Source organism: Leucobacter sp., from assembly GCF_053528595.1.
The window spans coordinates 45555-64492 of sequence record NZ_JAIVPF010000075.1 but is presented as its reverse complement, the minus strand read 5'-3'; the positions used below and the strand labels follow the sequence as shown (position 1 = coordinate 64492).

Below are 18938 nucleotides of genomic sequence, written 5' to 3'. Positions count from 1 at the left end.
AGACGTCGATCACCGGGAGGGAGCGCGATCATGACGGAGCGGCTGACGGTCCACGAGGCGACGGAGGATCGCGCGTTCGAATCCGCCCGCGAGCTGATCGCGGCGGCGGAGTCCGTCGACGGGAGCTCCCCGGTGTCGGATCAGGCCATGCTCGCCGCCGCGCAGGGGCAGCGAGCGCTGCTGCTCTTCGCCGAGCCGGGGAATGCGTCGCAGCCGGCGGCCATCGGCGTGGTCGGGCAGGGGGAGGTCGACCTCGTCGTGCTGCCGAGCGCGCGGGGCCGCGGGATCGGCGCGGCGGCGCTCGAGATCCTGCTCGAGCGCGATCCCGGAACCGCCGGCGGGGAGCTGCGCGCGTGGGCGCACGGCGAGAATCCGTCCGCGGAGGCGCTGCTGCGGCGCGCGGGATTCGCGCCCGTCCGCTCCCTGTACCGCATGACCCTGGATCCCGGGCTGCTGCCGAGCGGCGGGCCGGATCCGCTCGCGATCCCCGCTCCCCCCGGACTGCGGCTGCGAACCTTCGATCCGGAGCGCCCCGGCGACGCCGCGGCGTGGGTGCGCGCCAACGCCGCGGCATTCGCCGCGCATCCCGAGCAGGGCCGCATCACGGAGGCCGATTTCGCGCTCATGCGGCAGGAGCCGTGGTTCGATCCGGCCGACCTGATCCTGCTCGCCGAGGAGCACGGCGACGAGCTGGCCGGATCGACCTGGATCAAGACGGTCCGCTCCGGATCCGGCGACGCCGCGGAGTGCGAGCTCTACGCCGTGGGCGTGCGGCCCGAGTACGCGGGCCGCGGACTGGGCGGGCTGCTGCTCGAGGCCACCCTCGCGCGCATGGCGCAGCACCGCCCGGAACGCGTGACCCTCTACGTCGACGGCGAGAACGAGCGCGCGGTGCGCCTGTACGAGCACGCGTCGTTCACCATCGATTCACGCAGCCGTCAGTGGTCGAGGCGGGCTTCGTCGGCGGTCGATGCCAGAATGGACCCATGAGCGAAGAGAACACCGAGACGACCGGCCGCGAAGAAGCGCCGGCGGTCGGCCTCGCCGACGAGCTTCCGGCCGACCGCTACATCGACCGCGAGCTGAGCTGGCTGGCGTTCAACCAGCGGGTGCTCGAGCTCGCCGAGGACACGACGATCCCGCTGCTCGAGCGCGCCAACTTCCTCGCCATCTTCGCCTCGAACCTCGACGAGTTCTTCATGGTGCGCGTGGCGGGCCTCAGGCGCCGTATCGTGACCGGCCTCGCCGTGCCCACCAATGTCGGCCGCGCCCCCACCGACGTGCTCGCCGACATCAATCGCACCGCGTACGAGCTGCAGCTGCGGCACGCCCACTGCTTCCGCGAGCAGGTGCAGCCCGCGCTCGCCGAGGCGGGCGTGCGCATCGTCGACTGGGAGCAGCTCGACGACGCCGACCGCGAGATCCTCACCGACTACTACGAGCACCACATCTACCCCGTGCTGATGCCGCTCGCGGTCGACCCGGCGCACCCGTTCCCCTACATCTCGGGCCGAGCGCTCAACCTCTCCATCCGCGTGCGCAACCCGCGCACCGACAAGGTCGAGTTCGCGCGGCTCAAGGTGCCGCAGATGATCCCCCGCTACGTGCGCGTGGATCGCCGCGAGAGCGCGGACGACGTGCGCTTCATCCCGCTCGAGGGACTCATCGCGAACCAGCTCGACGGGCTCTTCCCCGGCATGGAGGTCATCGACCACCACGTCTTCCGGGTCACCCGCAACGAGGACATGGAGATCGAGGAGGACGAGACCGAGAACCTGATCCAGGCGCTCGAGAAGGAGCTGCTGCGACGGCGCTTCGGCCCGCCGATCCGCCTCGAGATCTCGGACGACATGGACGAGGCCACGCTCGAGCTGCTCGTGCGCGAGTTCGACATCGACGAGCAGCAGGTCTACACCCTGCCCGCACCGCTCGACCTCAGCGGCCTGTTCGCGCTCACGCGCATCGCGCGGCCCGACCTCAAGTTCAAGCCGCACATCCCGGTCACCGCGCCGCAGTTCCGCACCAGCTCGCCCAGCGAGAAGCCCGACACCTTCTCCGCGATCGCGCGCCGCGAGGTGCTCGTGCACCACCCGTACGAGTCGTTCTCGACGAGCGTGCAGGCCTTCGTCGAGCAGGCCGCCACGGACCCGGACGTGCTCGCCATCAAGCAGACGCTCTACCGCACCTCGGGCGACAGCCCCATCGTGGCCGCGCTCATCAAGGCGGCAGAGGCCGGCAAGCAGGTGCTCGCCCTCGTCGAGGTGAAGGCGCGCTTCGACGAGGAGGCCAACATCACGTGGGCCCGCAAGCTCGAGCAGGCCGGCGTGCACGTCGTCTACGGGCTCGTGGGCCTGAAGACCCACTGCAAGCTCGTGCAGGTGATCCGTGAAGAGGGCGGGCGCCTGGCGCACTACTGCCACATCGGCACGGGCAACTACAACCCGAAGACCAGCCGCATCTACGAGGACTTCGGGCTCTTCACGGCCTCGCCCGAGGTCGGCCGGGACGTGACCAAGCTGTTCAACGTGCTCTCGGGCTACGCCATCGAGACCGACTACGACCGCCTGCTGGTCGCTCCGCTGCAGCTGCGCAGCGGCCTCCTCGAGCGCATCGAGCGGGAGGCGGATCACGCGCGTGCGGGCCGCCCGAGCGGCATCAAGCTCAAGGCCAACTCGATGGTCGACGAGGCCATCATCGATGCGCTCTACCGCGCCAGCCAGGCCGGTGTGCCGATCGAGGTGTGGGTGCGCGGGATCTGCTCGATCCGGGCCGGCGTCCCGGGGTTGTCCGAGAACATCAGCGTGCGCTCCATCCTGGGCCGGTACCTCGAGCACTCCCGCATCTACTCGTTCGAGAACGCGGGGGATCGCGAGATCTTCATCGGCAGCGCCGATCTCATGCACCGCAACCTCGACCGCCGCATCGAGGTGCTCGTGCAGCTCTCCGATCGCGAGCACCTGGCCCGCATCGACCGCTTCTTCGGGTTCGCCTTCAGCGACGACGTGTCGTCGTGGCGCATGCTGCCCGACGGCAGCTGGCAGCGCCGCGTGGTGAGCGAGGAGGGCGAGCCGCTGCCCGATCTGCAGGACCTCGTGATGACCGACCGCACGGAGGCGCGGTCGCGGAGGGCCAGGTGAGCGGAGGCACCAAGAAGATCTCTCAGGAGGAGGTGCTCGCAGCCGGTACGGTCTGCTGGCGTCGCGTCTTCGACGAGCACGGGGACTCGCGAACCCTGGTCCTCCTCATCCACCGCACGAAGCAGCGCGACGTGTCGTTCCCGAAGGGGAAGCTCGATCCGGGCGAGAGCATGCCGCAGGCGGCCGTGCGCGAGACGCTCGAGGAGACCGGCATCGCCGTCGCACTCGGAGTGAACCTCGGCACGATCCACTACGAGCTGAGCGGCAACCGCACCAAGACCGTGCAGTACTGGGCCGCGAAGGTGCGCGAGGAGGCGCTGCAGGCGTCCACCTTCACCCCGAACCGCGAGGTCGAGGCGATCGAGTGGGTGCCGATCGACGCGGTGCGCAAGCGGCTCAGCTACAAGGCCGACCGCGAGCTGTTCGACGTGTTCCTCCGTCTCGCCTCGCGCGATCTGATCGACTCCTTCTCGGTGACCCTGCTGCGGCACGCCAAAGCGGAGCCCCGCAGCGGGACCTCGCGCGCGGACCATCTCCGGCGGCTCACCGCGGACGGCGAGGACCAGGCGGAGACCCTGGTCCCGATCCTGGCGGCGTTCGGTCCCCGGCGCATCTACTCGTCCACCGCGACGCGCTGCCTCGCCACCGTCGCACCACTGGCGTCCTATCTGCGGAAGCGGGTTCGCGCGAAGCGCTCGCTCAGCCAGGATTTCTGGGACGAGGGCGATCTCGCGGCGCTGCGACGACGGATGAGCAAGATCGTGGGCCGCGGCAGGAACGCCGTGGTCTGCAGCCACCGGCCCGTGCTGCCGGATCTCGCCCGCCAGCTCATGGTGGCGACGGGCAGTCCCCCCGGTTCCTACCTCAACGCGTCGGCGGCCCTGCCTCCGGCCGGGTTCTCGGTCTTCCACTTCTCGCGCCACCACCCGGACGCCGGGATCCTCGGCGTCGAGACCTACCCGCTCGAGCACTGAGCGCCGGCGGGTGCCGCGCCGGCGGGTGCTGCGCCGGCGGGGCGAGCGCGGCGAGCCGGGACCGCGCTCACACGCAGGAACCCGCCGAGACCGGCGCGCCCAGCTCGGGTGCGATCGCCAGCACCGGCGCGAGCTCCTCCATCGAGAGGGCGAAACCCACGTTCGGGGAGGTCTCCGCTCGCGCGAAGATCATTCCCGCGAGCGCGCCATCGGCCGTGAGCAGCGGGCCGCCCGAGTTGCCGGGCTCGACGAGACCGGCGATCCGGATCGTCGAGCGCGATACCGCGGCGGCGCCGTAGATGTCGGTGGCGGTCACCGGCCCCGCGGAGAGCACCGCAGCGCTGCGCGACACGAAGGGGCCGCCGTACGGATGCCCCTGGAAGAATACGGTGGTCCCCGGGGCCGGTGTCGCGCTGAACGGCAGCGCAGCGGCGCCGAGACCGCTCGCGGAGAGCACCGCGATATCCGCATCGGGATCGAAGTAGACCACACTCGCGGAGCGCGGCAGCTCGCCCCTCGCCTCGACGACGACCTCGCTGGAGCCGGCGACGACGTGGGCATTGGTCATCACGAGGCCCTCGCCGATGACGAAGCCGCTGCCCGAACTCGACGCGCTGCAGCTGGGTGCGCTCGTGGTGATGCGGAGCACCGAGGCCGCCGCGACCCGCAACGCCTCCGTATCCGGGTCGGTGTCGGGAACCTCGGCGTCGACGACGCCCGCGGCGTCGAGCACCGTCGGAAGGCCGTCCTCGATCGCGATCGACCGGATCCGCGCGAGCGCGGACTCGACCGGCGCAGGGACGACGTCCTCGAGGAAACGCAGCACCGTCGACGAGGAGACGGCCTGGGTGGCGCCGGGAACTCCCGAGCTCCCGACGCTCATCGAGAGGATCAGCAGCACCGCTACCGATGTGACGAGACCGGCCGCTCCCCCGAGGAGACGGTCGATGATGCCGAGCCCGACCCGGTGCACGGGACGGCGGATGGCGCGGGCGATCATCTCGCCGATGGCGATGCCGATCACGATCAGCGCCAGCCCGGCGGCGAGCGCCGCCGCGACGTTCCATCCGACCACCGGCACCTGGGCCGAGACGATCGGCATCACCACGAGCGCGGCGGCTCCGCCCGCGACGATCCCGGCTACCGTTCCCAGTGCGCGGAGCAGACCCCGGGCGAGGCCGGACGCCACCGCGGAGACGATGACGATCACCACGAAGACGTCGATGATGAGACCGACTGACATGCGCCTACTCTACGGAGACAATCCGGGAGATCCGTGGCAGGGAGCGCCTACTCCTCGGTGATCAGCCACTCCCGCGCGCCGTTCTCGGCCGCGCCCATGCTGTTGACGGTGGCCCTCGTGCGCTCCAGCACACCCGCGTCGAACTCCGGCGACTGGCACACGCCCTGCGGCTGATCCGGCATCACCGAGCACCACTTGTAGCGCCCGTCCTGCGTGTTGGTCGCGGCGTTCCACGACACATCGTTGGTCGTCCAGGTGCCATCGGCCTGCCGGGCGAACTGCACCCGGGTCATCAGGAACTCGTTGTTCACCTGCTGGGCCGGAGGTGCCGACTCGCTGATGGTGTTGCCCGTGCCGTAGAGGATCCATTTGCCCTCGTAGCTCTCGAGCGGCTGCACGGCGTGCGCGTGGTGCTGGTAGACGAAGTCGAAGAGGCCGCTGTCGTGCAGCTGGTGCGCGAGCTCCATCTGCCCCGGGGTGGGCTCGGACCAGTACTCCTCGCCGATGTGCTGCACTCCGATCACGATCTCCGCGCCCATCTCGCGCGCCTTCTCGGCCTTCGCGATGGCCCGCTCGGGATCGACCCGCGGTTCCTGCTCGCGGTAGTCGACCTGCCAGTCGTACTCGGCGTAGAGGCCGTTCAGCGAGAAGGTCGAGGTGATGACGGCGATCTTCACGCCGTTGGCCTCGACGATCAGCGGCACGTCGCGCTCGCCCTCGGCGCGGTACGAACCGGTGTGCGCGATGCCCACGGCGTCGAGCTCGTCGAGCGTGCGCACGAGGCCCTCGGTGCCCTGGTCCACGGTGTGGTTCGACGCCGTCGTGCACACGTCGTAGCCGATCTCCTTGACGGCCGCGGCGAGCTCGGGCGGGGTGCTGAACGCCGGATAGCCGGCATAGGGTCCGCCGACCGGGGCGAGCGGCGTCTCCATCTGGCAGATCGCGAGATCGGTGCGATCGAGATAGGCGCGCTGCCCCTCGAGCAGCGGCACGAAGTCGAAGTTGCGCCCCTCGGCATCGGTCGGGATCGCGTACTGGCTCCAGAGACCCTCGTGGAACAGCAGATCGCCGGTCACCGTCACGCTGACGCAGTGGTCGGTGGGACACTCGGGGCCCGCTCCGGGCTGCGGTTCCGGCTCCGGCTCGGGCTCCGGCGTCGGCGTCGCGGTCCGCCGCGGCTCCTCGGCTGCGGGCGCGGCTTCCGGCTCCGGGGCGCAGCCCGCGATTCCCAGCAGCACGGCGAAGGCCGCCCCGACGGCCGCGATCTTGTTCACTCGAGTCACGCAGAACATGCTATCGTTCCGGGTTTCCGGCCACTTTCCAGCCCTGTGAGTTCACCCGCTGTTCACCCTCCGGCAGACCGCGCGACACCCGGCTTCCCTAGCGTGGACATGTGGTCGTTCGCGACCATGCACCCACATCCGCTCTCAGATTGGATCATTCCCAAGTGAAGCTTTCAGCATTCGCCAAGGTCGCAGCCATCGGCGGTATCGCCGCCCTCACGCTCACCTCCTGCGCCGCCAATGAGTCGGCTCCGGAGACTCCGGCCGACGGCAGCAGCGCTTCGGCCTCGTCCCTCTCGGGTGAGCTCGTCGGCGCGGGAGCGTCCTCGCAGGGTTCGGCCCAGGAGGCCTGGGTCACCGGCTTCCAGACCGCCCACTCGGGCGTCACCGTGAACTACGACCCCACCGGCTCGGGCGCCGGCCGCGAGACCTTCCAGCAGGGCGCCAGCTCGTTCGCCGGTTCGGACCGCGCCTTCAAGCTCGAGGAGATCGAGGCAGGTCCCTTCGACGGATGCGCGACCGGTGACATCGTCGAGTTCCCCGCATACATCTCCCCCATCGCCGTGATCTTCAACGTCGAGGGCGTCGATTCCCTGAAGCTCGACGCGTCGACGGTGGCCCAGATCTTCACGGGCGAGATCACCAAGTGGAACGACCCCGCGATCGCCTCGCAGAACGAGGGCGTCGAGCTCCCCGACCTCAACATCACCGCGGTGCACCGCTCCGACGAGTCGGGCACCACCGGCAACTTCACCGACTACCTCTCCGCAGCCGCCTCGAGCGACTGGACCGTCGGCTCGATCGAGTCGTGGCCGACCGAGTTCGGCGGCGAGGGCGCGCAGGGCACCTCGGGCGTCGTCGAGGCCGTGACCAACGGCGTGGGCACCATCGGCTACGCCGACGCCTCGCGCGCCGGCGATCTCGGCACCGTCGAGATCAAGGTCGGCGACGAGTACGTCGCCTACTCCCCCGAGGCCGCCGCCGCGATCGTCGACGCATCGCCGTTCGAGGAGGGCCGTACCGATCACGACCTCGCGATCCAGCTCGACCGCACCTCGACCGAGGCCGGCGTCTACCCGATCGTGCTCGTGAGCTACCTCATCGGCTGCGAGCAGTACTCCGACGCGGCCAACGCCGAGCTGGTCCGGGAGTACTTCGGGTACATCGTGAGCGAGGAGGGCCAGACGGCCGCCGCCGAGTCCGCGGGCAGCGCCCCCATCTCGGCCGATCTCCGCAGCAAGGTGCAGACCGCGATCGAGGCCATCAGCTGATCGCCCTCGGAGCGGACGCCGGTCCTCCACGCGACCGGCGTCCGCTCCGCTGCGAGACTCGCTCCGTTCGAATACCATTCGAGCAACGGAACCTCGCCCCCACCCTCCAGTCCGCACCCACCTCGGAGTCTCAGTGACCGCCACCTCCGCCCCTGCCAAACCGGTGCTCAGCCTCGGCGACCGCGTGTTCTCGCGCTCCGCGGTGTTCGCGGGCAGCATGATCCTCGTCACCCTCGCCGCCGTCGCGATCTTCCTCATCGCCCGCAGCCTGCCGGCCTTCGTCGCCACCGACGAGAGCGCCTCGCTGCTCACCACCAACTTCTGGGCCTACGTCGGCCCCCTCGTCTTCGGCACGGTGTGGGCGGCGACCCTGGCCCTCCTCATCGCGCTCCCCCTCTCCATCGGCATCGCGCTCTTCATCTCGCACTACGCGCCCCGGCAGCTGGCCCAGGTGCTCGGCTACGTGGTCGACCTGCTCGCCGCCGTGCCCAGCGTGGTCTTCGGCCTCTGGGGCATCGGAGTGCTGGCTCCCGCAGCGCAGCCGGTCTTCGTGTGGCTCAACCAGTACCTCGGCTGGATCCCGCTCTTCGGCGGCACGGCCAGCGGCACCGGTCGCACGATCCTCACCGCCGCGCTGGTGCTCGCGGTCATGATCCTGCCGATCATGACCGCGATCTGCCGCGAGGTGTTCCTGCAGGCGCCCGCACTGCACGAGGAGGCCGCCCTCGCGCTCGGCGCGACGCGCTGGGAGATGATCCGCCTCGCCGTGCTCCCCTTCGGGCGGCCGGGCATCGTCTCCGCCGCCATGCTCGGTCTCGGGCGCGCGCTCGGCGAGACCATGGCCGTCGCGATGGTGCTGTCGGCCACCGGAGTCGTCTCCTTCCGGCTGCTCACCTCGGAGAACCCCTCCACCATCGCGGCGAACATCGCACTCTCGTTCCCCGAGGCCTACGGCGAGAACATCAATGTGCTCATCGCCACCGGCCTCATCCTCTTCGTCGTCACCTTCCTCGTCAACGCGGTCGCACGATGGATCGTCGCCCGGCGAGCCGAGTTCTCGGGTGCGAACTGATGCTGCAGCAGTCAAGAAGCAAAGAAATGGGGAACGATCCCGTGGCTCTCACCGTTCGTCCCGTCCGCGCGGGCTCCGCCCTCGCCGGCAACCGGCTGGCTCGCAACACCCCCTGGATCGTGCTCGCCGCCGCGCTCGTCGCGTCGTTCGCCCTCTTCGGCCTGCTCGCCATCGCCTCAGGCGGGGAGTTCTCGGTGGTCGGAGCCGTCCTGATCGGAGCGATCGCCTACCTCGTGGTCATCACCGTCATGTCCGCCACGGTCGAGGGCCGGCGGCAGGCGATGGACCGACTCGTGACGGGTCTCGTCACCGGCGCGTTCCTGCTCGCGATGGTACCGCTCATCTCGGTGTCGATCACCGTGATCAGCAACGGCATGGCGCGATTCGACGCGGAGTTCTTCAACTCGTCGATGCGCAACGTCACCGGTGAGGGCGGCGGCGCGCTGCACGCGATGGTCGGCACCCTGCTGATCACGCTCGCCGCGACCGTCATCTCGGTGCCGCTCGGGCTCATGACCTCGATCTACCTCGTCGAGTACGGCCGCGGCCGGCTCGCCAAGATCATCACGTTCCTCGTCGACGTGATGACGGGCATCCCCTCGATCGTGGCCGGCCTCTTCGCGTACGCCCTGTTCGCACTCTTCCTCGGCCCCGGCGTGCGCATGGGCATCGTCGGCGCGGTCGCGCTCTCGGTGCTGATGATCCCGGTCGTCGTGCGTTCGAGCGAGGAGATGCTGCGGCTCGTGCCCAACGAGCTGCGCGAGGCCTCCTACGCGCTGGGCGTGCCGAAGTGGCGCACGATCGTCAAGGTCGTGCTGCCCACCTCGATCGCCGGCATCACCACCGGCATCATGCTCTCCATCGCCCGCGTCATCGGCGAGACCGCGCCGCTGCTCATCACGGCCGGCTTCACGGCCTCGATGAACTACAACCTGTTCCAGGACCGCATGCAGTCGCTCCCGGTGTTCGTCTACACGCAGTTCGCCAACCAGGGCAACCCAGCCTTCGCGTTCCTCGAGCGCGCCTGGGCCGCGGCGCTGCTGCTCATCCTCATCGTCATGGCGCTCAACCTCTTCGCACGCCTCATCGCGAGATGGTTCGCGCCCAAGACCGGCCGCTAGCCCCTCCGGTCGAGCGGAACGGAATCGCACCCCGATCCCCGCCCGCCCACCGCCCCCTTTGATTTCGACTCCGCCCGATCAGCGGAGCAGACTCCCGAACGGAAGAACACACCACATGTCGAAGCGCATCGAGGTTTCCGACCTCAACGTCTACTACTCGAAGTTCCTGGCGGTCGAGGGCGTGTCGATGAACATCGAGCCCCGCAGCGTGACCGCCTTCATCGGCCCCTCCGGCTGCGGCAAGTCGACCTTCCTGCGCACCCTCAACCGCATGCACGAGGCCATCCCCGGCGCCCGCGTCGAGGGCGAGGTGCTGCTCGACGGCGAGGATCTCTACGGCCCCGGCGTCGATCCCGTGCTCGTGCGCCGCCAGGTGGGCATGGTGTTCCAGCGCCCCAACCCGTTCCCCACGATGTCGATCCGCGAGAACGTGCTCGCGGGCGTGCGCTTGAACAACCGCAAGATCTCGAAGAGCGACGCCGACGACCTCGTCGAGCGCTCCCTCGGCGGCGCCAACCTGTGGAACGAGGTGAAGGATCGCCTCGACAAGCCCGGCTCGGGCCTCTCGGGCGGCCAGCAGCAGCGCCTCTGCATCGCGCGGGCCATCGCGGTCTCCCCCGAGGTGCTGCTCATGGACGAGCCCTGCTCGGCGCTCGATCCCATCTCCACGCTCGCGATCGAGGATCTCATCGACGAGCTGAAGAAGGAGTACACGATCGTCATCGTGACCCACAACATGCAGCAGGCCTCGCGCGTCTCCGACCGCACCGCGTTCTTCAACATCGCGGGCACCGGCAAGCCGGGCAAGCTCATCGAGTACGACGACACGTCGACGATCTTCTCGACCCCGTCGGTGCAGGCCACCGAGGACTACGTCTCCGGGCGGTTCGGATAGGCGGTTCGGACCGGCGGTCCGGATCTAGAAGTGCCGCGGAGCTCTGAGCCTCGCGGCACTTTTCAATTCCACGGGGTCCGGTGCTCCTCCGGCTCCGCAGGCGCTCCACCCGCTCCGCAGGCATACCTCCGGCTCCGCAGGCATACCTCCGGCTCCGCAGGCGCTCCGCCTCTCTCCCTCACTCGTCAGAAGTTGCTGCCATTCTTCCGGTTTGGTGACAACTACTGACGCGCGTAGCGGCAGCGGTCGGCGAAGCAGGGGTCGCCGAAAGCACCGGGCGGCCGAAGCCGCAGGAGCCGCAGGAGCCGCCGAAGACACCGGTCGCGGCACGGGGTCGCGGTGCGTGCACGGGCAGAGAAAGGCCGGACCGCAGAACGCCTCTCGGCGGAAGGCCGCTCGAGGCGGCAGAAATTGGAGCCCGGGGTTACTGCGGCCCGGCGAGCAATAGTCTACCGCAGGGCATTCGCGCTCGCAGGGCGCCCCGCCCCGGAAAGCCGCTCAGGCGAGCGTGCCGTCGCGCCAGCGGCGCGCCCCGGCGTGGAGTTCCTGCGCGATGCTGGAGTAGCGCAGCGCGCGGGTCGTGAGATGCGCCGCGTGAGCGTCGTCGTGAGCGTCGCGCGTGTCGGCGAGGTCGGCCGCCCCGAGCGACATGACCCGGCAGTAGCTCGCCGCCCGGTCGAGCGCGTCGCCCACGTCGCCGACGAAGGCACCGCGCAGGATCGTGTCGCAGAGCTCGGCGATCGACATCGGCGTGACCGGCTCAGCCGCCCCCGCCACGACGGGATCGATCGTCGCCGCCGCAGCGGCGCCGCGGCGGAACAGTTCCGCGGATCCCGCGGGGTCCGCGGACACCACCCGGCGCAGCAGATACAGCCGCCAGAGCACTCCCGCGAGCGAGTGAGTGCCCTCCCCCGCCCACAGTTCGGCGATGTCGTCGATCCCGCTGCCCGAGGCGAGTCCCACCACACGCTCCACCACGGCCGGGTCGGCGACCGCGCGCACCCGATCGAGCAGCGCCCAGGAGGTCTCCTGAGCGATGCGGTGGGCGGCTCCCGGCTCATCCGAGCCGATGATCCAGTCGAAGCTGGCGGTCGGCTGCAGGAGCGGTCGCGGATGCTCTCGGGTCACATGACTCCTTCGGGGATCGGTGGGGGGTCGGGGTCGAGGCGGTGCGGGGCCTGAAGCGCGGTGCACTGCGGTGGGGATCGTCGCTGCGATCTCGGCTGCCGCGGATCGGAACGCCTGCTTCCGCCCGTCGACCCGTTCGCTCGGACGCAGCGAGTCTACGCCTCCGATACCCCTCGCACGTGCACCGGAGGCTCGACGAAACCCGATAGAATGGGTAACCAGGGGCTTGAGTTCTGAACCGAAGCCGTGCGGGCATCGCTCAGGGCTCCTGGGTCAGCTCTTCTGATGTGAGTTCTTCACCGCGAACGAGCAGTTCCCAGAAATCGAACACCACCTTCGTCTCACCGAAGTGATCCTGCAGGAGCGTTCTCAGCCGTTGGCCCTCCCGGTACTGCTCGCGGCACATCTCGCAACGGTCAACTCGCCGACTTCGTCGCGCTCAGCGAGGACATCCTCAGCGTCGATCCCACCGGTATCCGTGAGCTGCAGGCGACTCAGACGGTGATCGGCGGAGAGATCGCCTACGGGAGCCAGCGGCCCAGCGGTTCGAGCACCGAGGCGAGGCTTCCAAGGAACGCCGTACCTCGGCGCTTCTGATGCCGGACTGCATGAGAGCTCGTTCGCCGGGCCAGCGAACTCCAGCCGCTGTCTTGTCGTCGATCATGACCTGATGGGGTCCGACCACGAGGTCGTTGCTGCAGGGAGGGACATCCCTCCGCTCTCCATCTCCAGCGTTCATACCGCATCGCCCCGCCCACTCGGCAGAGTAACAACGAGGACCTCGCCGAAGACGATGAGGCACCCCGTCGCGTCAGGCTTTGTCTTTCCAGATAGCGCTGCCGTAGTAGTAGGTGCTTCCCTTCATCAGGTATACCTTGTAGCTGATCGCAGATCCTTCGGGAGCGTCGAACGCACAAGTTTTTGAAGTACCGCTTCCGCCCTTGTTGTCACAGGTTTTGATGCCCGAGCCCTTCCACGAAAGCTCAACCCGGGTCCAGTAGCCGTCGGCCCGCCGATCCTTCACAGTGACCTTGTCACCGTGCGACTTGTATGAGACCGTCGCCCGCAAGTATCCGCCATGGGAGTAGTCGTTCGAGGAGTCCGCATGCGCGGCCTGAACCCCGCAGAAGGTGAGTATCACGGCGGCGGCTCCAGCAATGCAGGCAGCGCGAATTGTTTTGTTCATTTGATAGTTCCTTTCAGTTTCCTGCCTCAGCGCAAGCTGAACTCGTGGAACCAGTCGAGGACTATTTGAGCCACGCCGGCCACGAGAAGAACGTGAATGGCGATGAATACCCAGGACCAGCTGCGCGCCCTCCCGAGAATCGCCTTACCCCGTACTCCCAACAGCCCGCGCCCCCCGAGCTCAAAAACGGATACCCAGAAAAGAGGGATCACCGTTACCCACACGACCATGCACCAGGGACACAGCGTCCCCAACATGAAGATGCTCTGGTACTGAAGCCATGACACGAACACAAGCGCCCCCATCACACCCAGCAGGTACACGCCCCAGAACCATCGCTTGAACTCGCCCCCTGCAAGCAGGGCTGCACCGACGAAAACCGGTGCCACGAACCCCGCAATTCCGAGGATCGTGTTCGAGAACCCGAACACCGACCCCTGAGAAGATCCCATGTTCGGGCCGCAGGTGACGAGTTTGGAGATACTGCAATTCGGGATGTACTCCGGAGTCACCAGTGTCTTGATGTACTCGGTCAGCAGCTCGAACGACGCAAAGAGACCCAGGATGCCAAACACGATGGAAAAACCGGCAAAGCCGACGGTCCACCGAGATGGTTGAGCAGATTTCATGGGCAAACACTAAACGAATACCCGAGACTCACGTGAGTGCCGTTGTCCCCCATCCGGGGGTCTTTTCCGACTGCTCACCGCCTTGAGGACACCTCGAAGGGTTCCCGGGCACCGCGATTGGTACCGCACTTCTCGCCGCGCACGCCGGAGGGGTCGCCGGAAAAGGAGGGCACCGAGCAGGGACGCTGAAACCCGGGTGCCCCCAGTAGGGATCGAACCTACGACCTGCGGATTAAAAGTCCGTAGCTCTACCGCTGAGCTATAGGGGCTGTCCGTAGTAGCCTATCGGATCCCGACCACTCGAACTCTCACAGCACGAGTCCTCAAGGGCGTCGCCGCGCGCGAGCCGAACCGCCGCACTACTCGTCGAAGGGCGTCGGCGTGCGATCCCGGTCGTAGGTGATCGACGAGTAGCCGTGCGGCGCCGCCCGCCCGTCCGGCCCGAGGTTCACGAAGACGATGCGCTCGATCGTGAGGATCGTCTTGCGCGTGATCATGTTGCGCACCACCGCCCGCATCGTCAGCGAGGTGCGCCCGAAGTCGACGGCGACGAGCCCCATCTCGATGAGGTCCCCCTGACGGGCCGAGGCCTCGAAGTTGATCTCCGAGATGAACTTCGTGACCACCCGCTGGTTGCCGAGCTGGATGATCGCGTAGATCGCAGCCTCCTCGTCGATCCATCGCAGCAGGCTGCCGCCGAAGAGCGTGCCGTTCGCGTTGAGGTCCTCGGGGCGCACCCACTTCCGGGTGTAGAAGTTGATGCCCTCACCCTGCTGCACTCGGCTGATCGTCATGCCTGCGAGCCTAGGAGCGCGACGTTACGAGGGCGCGACGGGAGTGTTTCGGGCAGCGCTCCGGCAAAGCCCTGGAGGGCCTGCTGAGAGCGCGCCCGGGGGTCAGCCGACCCGCGTGCCCCGGTCCCGCACCCACCGCGGGATCAGCCGGGCCAGCAGCACCATGGTGAGCAGTTCCACGAGCGTCTGGGCGACCACCGCGAGCGGCGCGAGGTCGAAGGCCGCGGGCAGGGCGAGCACGAGCGGCAGCACCACCAACGAGTTGCGCGTCACCCCGCTGAAGACGACGGCCCGGCGGCCCGGCGCGTCGAGACCGCCGAGCCGCCCGGTCGCGGCGCCGAGCGGCACCATGATCGCCGCGAAGAGCACGTACACGGGAATCGCGGGCAGCAGCGCGCCGATCCGTGCGCCCACCTCCGAGATCTGGGACGCGACCACCAGCGCGAGCGTGAGCATCATGAGCGGCACCATCGCCGCCGTCGCGACCTCCAGCACGATGGCGCCCGCCCGGGAGCGGGACGCGAACCACTGCGTCGCCGCCGCCGCCCCGAGCGGCAGCACGATGAGCAGCAGGAACGCCTCGACGAACGGCGCCGGATCGATCTCGGCGACGAGACCGCCTCCCGCGAACCAGCGCAGCAGCACCGGCAGCAGCAGCAGCTGCCCGAGCATCAGCAGGGGCGCTGCGGCGAGGAGGCGATCCCGCGCTCCGCCCGCGATGCCGGTGAACACGATCACGTAGTCCACGCAGGGCGTCAGCAGCACGAACAGCACGCCGATCAGCAGCGCACGATCGTGGGCGACGATCCTCGACAGCACGAACACGATCGGGGGCACGATCACGAAGTCGAGCACGAGCACCGTCACCAGGAAACGCCAATCGCGCAGAGACTCGCCGACCCTGCCGAAGGGCACGCCGAGGAAGGTCGCGTAGAGCAGCAGCCCGAGCACCGGGGTGATCGCCGTCTCCGCCGGCTCCGCCACCGCGGGCATCGCCAGGCCGGCCGCCGTTCCCAGCGCGAGCGCGAGCAGGTAGAGCGCGACCTGGTGCCGCTCCCACCGATCCACCCACTCGCGCATACGGCCATCCTCCCAGATCGCCGTCCGACGGATCGGGACGGGCGGATCGGGCCGGGCGGCGATCAGTGCACGAAGAGCAGCAGACCGGCCACGGCGATGAACAGGATCCCGAACACCGTGTTGAGGATGCGCTGCCCGCGCGCGGTCGCGACGTAGCGCCGGAAGGGCTTCGCCGCCGCCGCGAAGAAGAACCACATCACCAGGACGTCGATGCCCACGACCGTGCACATGAGCACGAGGTACTGCGGCAGCAGCGGTGCATCGGTGCGGATGAACTGCGGGATGAAGGCGAGGAAGAACACGATCGCCTTGGGATTGAGCAGGTTCACCCAGAACCCCCGGCGCAGCAGCGACCACGCGGTCTCGCCGGGCAGCGCCCCGGCGTCCTCCGAGACCGCGCTCTCCCGTGGCCTGGCGAGGATCAGGCGCACCCCCAGATACACGAGATAGGCGGCGCCCAGATACCGGATGGCATTGAACACGATCGGAGTGCTCGACACCAGCACGCCGACACCCGCGGCGACGATGAGGATGTGCAGGATCAGCGCCAGCTGCTGGCCCAGGACACCCCAGAAGGATCGCCGCCACCCCACCGTCAGCGCGTTGGACATCGTGTTGATGGCGCCGGCCCCCGGGGTTAGGCTGATCACGACGGAGGCGGTGAGCAGGGAGAACCAGATCGCGGGATTCACGAGCACAGTGTAGTGCGTGCGACGCGCCCGCGACGGCGCAGCCCGCTCGAACCGCGGCCGCACCCGACGAGCGGCGGGCCGAGAGAGAATTTCCGAGAGGCGCGACACCTTTCGCCCGATGCGCACTCTCTACAGGGTGTGGGATCTCCGCCGCGCACGCGGGGTAGGAGCAGTCGCGCCGGCGGATGCGCCGGAGAAGGGGGACGTCGTGAGCCGTGCGTACGAGCACCTGGCGCAGAACGGATCGAGCGACGCGGAGCTGCTGGGCAGGCTGCGCGAGGGCGACCGGTCGGCCTACGTCGCCCTGTGGGCGCGTCACATCTCGGCGGCGCTCCGCGTGGCGCACCGCCTGTATCCGTCGCGCGCCGAGGATCTCGCCTCCGAGGCGTTCCTCGCGGTGTATCAGCAGGTCGCGGTGTCGGGAAACGGCCCCCGCGAGGCGTTCCGGGCGTACCTGTTCACCACGATGCGCAACACGGCGATCCGCTGGGCGAAGGAGAGCAGCCGCTCCGACACGGTGGCGGAGATCGACCGCGTCGACCCGCGCGACGGGCTCGCCGTGCTCGAGGAGGACGCCGCGTCGGCCGAGCTGCTGGCGGCGTTCCAAGCGCTGCCCGAGCGCTGGCAGCGCGCCCTGTGGCTCTCCGAGGTCGAGAACGTCGCCAGACCGCGGATCGCCGAGGAGTTCGGGATCCGGCCCAACGCGGTGTCGCAGCTGCTCGGGCGGGCCAGGGCCGGGCTGAGCTATCAGTGGCTGGTGCAGCAGGTTCCGGCGGCGCTGCGGGACGACCCCGCGCACGTGGCCCGGCTGCTGCCGAAGTACCTCACCGACACCGACGCGGTCGCCGCCGAGGTCGAGGCGCACCTGCCCGGCTGCGACGTCTGCGCCGAGCTGCACGTCGACCTGCGCGGTGCTGCGGCGCAGATCCGCGGCACGACGCTCTCGGTCGCCGGGTTCACCGCGCTCGGCGTCGCACTGCCGTCGGTGTCGCCGCTCTCCGCGGGTCTGACGGCCGGGGCGACCGCGATGGCCATCGGCACCGTCGCCGGCGCCGGAGCGGCGGGCGGCACCGCCGGAGTGGGGGTCGGCCTCGGCGTGCTGGTCACCGGCGGCGTACTCGCGCTGACGCTGCTCGTCGCACCCGTCGTCCCGGGTCGCGACGCGGGTCAGAGCGCCGCGGGATCGTCGTCGCAGAGCACGATCGGGTCGGGGCGGCCCGTGTTCGTCCCCGAGGAGGACGACGGGGATCGGCGCCGTCAGGCATCCGGGACGCACGACGACCGCGGACCGGGCGACTCGAGCGGATCGGGCGGGGATCGCGGGACGGGGACCGGCGACGGTACCGGTTCGGGCGACGGAACCGGTACGGGCGACGGCCCGGGCGGCGACGGCGACCCCGGCGGAGACGACCGGAAGCGGCCGGACACGGGGCGCGGGAACGACGACGAGACGATCGAGGATGTCGACTTCGGCGGCGACTCGAAGCCCGACGATCGCGAGCGGCGCGACCGGCCCAGGCCCGAACCCGACGACGACGTGCCGGACCCCTCCACCGACCCGGAGGCGCCGCTGACGGTCGGCCTGACCTCGGCTCCCAGCAGCGACTACTTCGCGCCGACCCTGCAGGGCGCGACGCGTCCGGGGGCGCGCGTGCTGCTGCAGCTCGAGGGGTTCCCCGGAGCGGGCTTCCCGGGACAGCCCCGCACCTTCGCGGCGGACACCGCTCCGGACGGGCGATGGAGCTTCGACATGAGCCTGCTCGAACGCGATGCGGCGGGCACCTATGCGTACCGCCTGTGGGCGACCGACGGCACCGCCGCGTCGCAGCTGACGACGGGAAGCTTCACACTGCTGCCCATCGCCGTGGCCGGCTTCGAGGACAACCCCAGCATGCCGCTCGATGAGGCGAGTACCACCGGGGTGGTCATGGCCCTGCAGGGGCCGGCCGACGGATTCGTCTGCCTCGACTCCTGGACGGGGCAGAGCGCCATCATCCCGCTCGACGGGCAGGGCACCGCCGTGCGACGGGTGCGGCTGCTCACGGGAGGCTTCTACGTCTTCACATTCAGAGCCTGCAGCGGAGGAGTCCTGGGCGCCGGCACCGAGGCCTTCGCGGAAGCGGTCGACCCGGACGAGATCTTCGGCCCCTGGGGCCCCGGACTCCCCGAGGATCCGGTCTTCGAGATCGCCGAGATGTAGCGGCTGGAGCATCGATGGCGGCCTGATTTCGTTTCACGGTTCGGTTGCTGCTAGAGTGGTTCGCTGTCAGGGTCTGTGGCGCAGTTGGTAGCGCGTCTCGTTCGCAATGAGAAGGTCAGGGGTTCGATTCCCCTCAGATCCACCGAGATAGAGCGGGGTCGATCGGGCGGAAATGCCCGGCCGGGCCCGCTTTTCGTGTTTCTGGGTGAAGCGGCGATGCGACCGGCTCCGGT

Annotated in this window: 17 protein-coding genes and 2 tRNA genes; 9 read left to right on the top strand and 10 right to left on the bottom strand. The window is 69.2% G+C overall.

The genetic code is table 11. From position 1 onward, the window contains the following. Positions 1-30: 30 nt before the first annotated feature. Genes mshD through ACWKZU_RS15205 form a run of 3 tightly spaced genes read left to right on the top strand, consistent with a single transcriptional unit; the run spans position 31 to position 4111 of the window. The gene (mshD, locus tag ACWKZU_RS15215) at positions 31-990 is read left to right on the top strand and encodes a mycothiol synthase (RefSeq protein WP_449283179.1); all 960 of its coding nucleotides are present in this window, start codon (positions 31-33) and stop codon (positions 988-990) included. After that, positions 987-3137: an RNA degradosome polyphosphate kinase gene (locus ACWKZU_RS15210; RefSeq protein ID WP_449283178.1), complete on the top strand. Its 2151-nt coding sequence runs from the start codon at positions 987-989 to the stop codon at positions 3135-3137. Before mshD ends, ACWKZU_RS15210 begins: the two co-directional genes overlap by 4 nt. After that, positions 3134-4111 (top strand): NUDIX hydrolase, encoded by a 978-nt coding sequence (locus ACWKZU_RS15205; RefSeq protein ID WP_449283177.1) that lies wholly within the window; start codon positions 3134-3136, stop codon positions 4109-4111. The genes ACWKZU_RS15210 and ACWKZU_RS15205 overlap by 4 nt, the downstream gene beginning before the upstream one ends. Positions 4112-4178: 67 nt before the next feature. Here ACWKZU_RS15205 and ACWKZU_RS15200 read toward each other — a convergent pair whose 3' ends face one another. Continuing rightward, on the bottom strand, positions 4179-5354 hold the full coding sequence (locus ACWKZU_RS15200) for a MarP family serine protease (RefSeq protein ID WP_449283176.1): 1176 nt from the start codon (positions 5352-5354) through the stop codon (positions 4179-4181). A 47-nt stretch (positions 5355-5401) separates the two neighbouring features. After that, positions 5402-6646 carry a CapA family protein gene (locus ACWKZU_RS15195; protein WP_449283175.1) on the bottom strand — a complete coding sequence of 415 codons (1245 nt, stop codon included), beginning with the start codon at positions 6644-6646 and terminating at the stop codon, positions 5402-5404. A 155-nt stretch (positions 6647-6801) separates the two neighbouring features. Here ACWKZU_RS15195 and pstS point away from each other — a divergent pair, with 155 nt between their 5' ends. The 4 genes from pstS (at position 6802) to pstB (ending at position 10996) form a co-directional block, all read left to right on the top strand. After that, positions 6802-7908, top strand: a complete 1107-nt coding sequence (pstS, locus tag ACWKZU_RS15190) for a phosphate ABC transporter substrate-binding protein PstS (RefSeq protein WP_449283174.1) — start codon at positions 6802-6804, stop codon at positions 7906-7908. A 133-nt stretch (positions 7909-8041) separates the two neighbouring features. Further along, positions 8042-8980, top strand: a complete 939-nt coding sequence (gene pstC / locus ACWKZU_RS15185) for a phosphate ABC transporter permease subunit PstC (protein ID WP_449283173.1) — start codon at positions 8042-8044, stop codon at positions 8978-8980. A 26-nt stretch (positions 8981-9006) separates the two neighbouring features. Then, on the top strand, positions 9007-10101 hold the full coding sequence (pstA, locus tag ACWKZU_RS15180) for a phosphate ABC transporter permease PstA (protein ID WP_449283172.1): 1095 nt from the start codon (positions 9007-9009) through the stop codon (positions 10099-10101). Positions 10102-10216: 115 nt separating this feature from the next. Continuing rightward, positions 10217-10996: a phosphate ABC transporter ATP-binding protein PstB gene (pstB, locus tag ACWKZU_RS15175; RefSeq protein WP_449283171.1), complete on the top strand. Its 780-nt coding sequence runs from the start codon at positions 10217-10219 to the stop codon at positions 10994-10996. 498 nt (positions 10997-11494) lie between these two features. Here pstB and ACWKZU_RS15170 read toward each other — a convergent pair whose 3' ends face one another. The 8 genes from ACWKZU_RS15170 to ACWKZU_RS15135 all read right to left on the bottom strand — a co-directional run bounded on the left by ACWKZU_RS15170 (position 11495) and on the right by ACWKZU_RS15135 (position 16505). Beyond that, complete coding sequence (locus ACWKZU_RS15170; protein WP_449283170.1) at positions 11495-12124, bottom strand: hypothetical protein; 630 nt, start codon at positions 12122-12124, stop codon at positions 11495-11497. A gap of 259 nt (positions 12125-12383) precedes the next feature. Beyond that, positions 12384-12530 carry a hypothetical protein gene (locus ACWKZU_RS15165; RefSeq protein WP_449283169.1) on the bottom strand — a complete coding sequence of 49 codons (147 nt, stop codon included), beginning with the start codon at positions 12528-12530 and terminating at the stop codon, positions 12384-12386. A 405-nt stretch (positions 12531-12935) separates the two neighbouring features. Continuing rightward, complete coding sequence (locus ACWKZU_RS15160; protein WP_449283168.1) at positions 12936-13310, bottom strand: hypothetical protein; 375 nt, start codon at positions 13308-13310, stop codon at positions 12936-12938. Positions 13311-13336: 26 nt separating this feature from the next. Further along, a complete protein-coding gene (locus ACWKZU_RS15155) occupies positions 13337-13939 on the bottom strand; it encodes a vitamin K epoxide reductase family protein (protein WP_449283167.1) in 603 nt (200 codons plus the stop codon). A 197-nt stretch (positions 13940-14136) separates the two neighbouring features. Continuing rightward, positions 14137-14208: transfer RNA gene (locus ACWKZU_RS15150), tRNA-Lys, on the bottom strand. A 90-nt stretch (positions 14209-14298) separates the two neighbouring features. After that, the gene (locus tag ACWKZU_RS15145) at positions 14299-14733 is read right to left on the bottom strand and encodes an acyl-CoA thioesterase (RefSeq protein WP_449283166.1); all 435 of its coding nucleotides are present in this window, start codon (positions 14731-14733) and stop codon (positions 14299-14301) included. A 102-nt stretch (positions 14734-14835) separates the two neighbouring features. After that, entirely contained in the window at positions 14836-15813 is a 978-nt protein-coding gene (locus ACWKZU_RS15140) for an arsenic resistance protein (RefSeq protein WP_449283165.1), read from the bottom strand. A 62-nt stretch (positions 15814-15875) separates the two neighbouring features. After that, the gene (locus ACWKZU_RS15135; protein WP_449283164.1) at positions 15876-16505 is read right to left on the bottom strand and encodes a LysE family translocator; all 630 of its coding nucleotides are present in this window, start codon (positions 16503-16505) and stop codon (positions 15876-15878) included. Positions 16506-16713: 208 nt separating this feature from the next. Between ACWKZU_RS15135 and ACWKZU_RS15130 the strand changes: the two genes are divergently transcribed. Together ACWKZU_RS15130 and ACWKZU_RS15125 are read left to right on the top strand one after the other, a co-directional pair. Beyond that, the gene (locus tag ACWKZU_RS15130) at positions 16714-18705 is read left to right on the top strand and encodes an RNA polymerase sigma factor (RefSeq protein WP_449283163.1); all 1992 of its coding nucleotides are present in this window, start codon (positions 16714-16716) and stop codon (positions 18703-18705) included. A gap of 69 nt (positions 18706-18774) precedes the next feature. Continuing rightward, positions 18775-18847, top strand: a tRNA-Ala gene (locus ACWKZU_RS15125). The last annotated feature ends 91 nt before the right edge of the window (positions 18848-18938 follow it).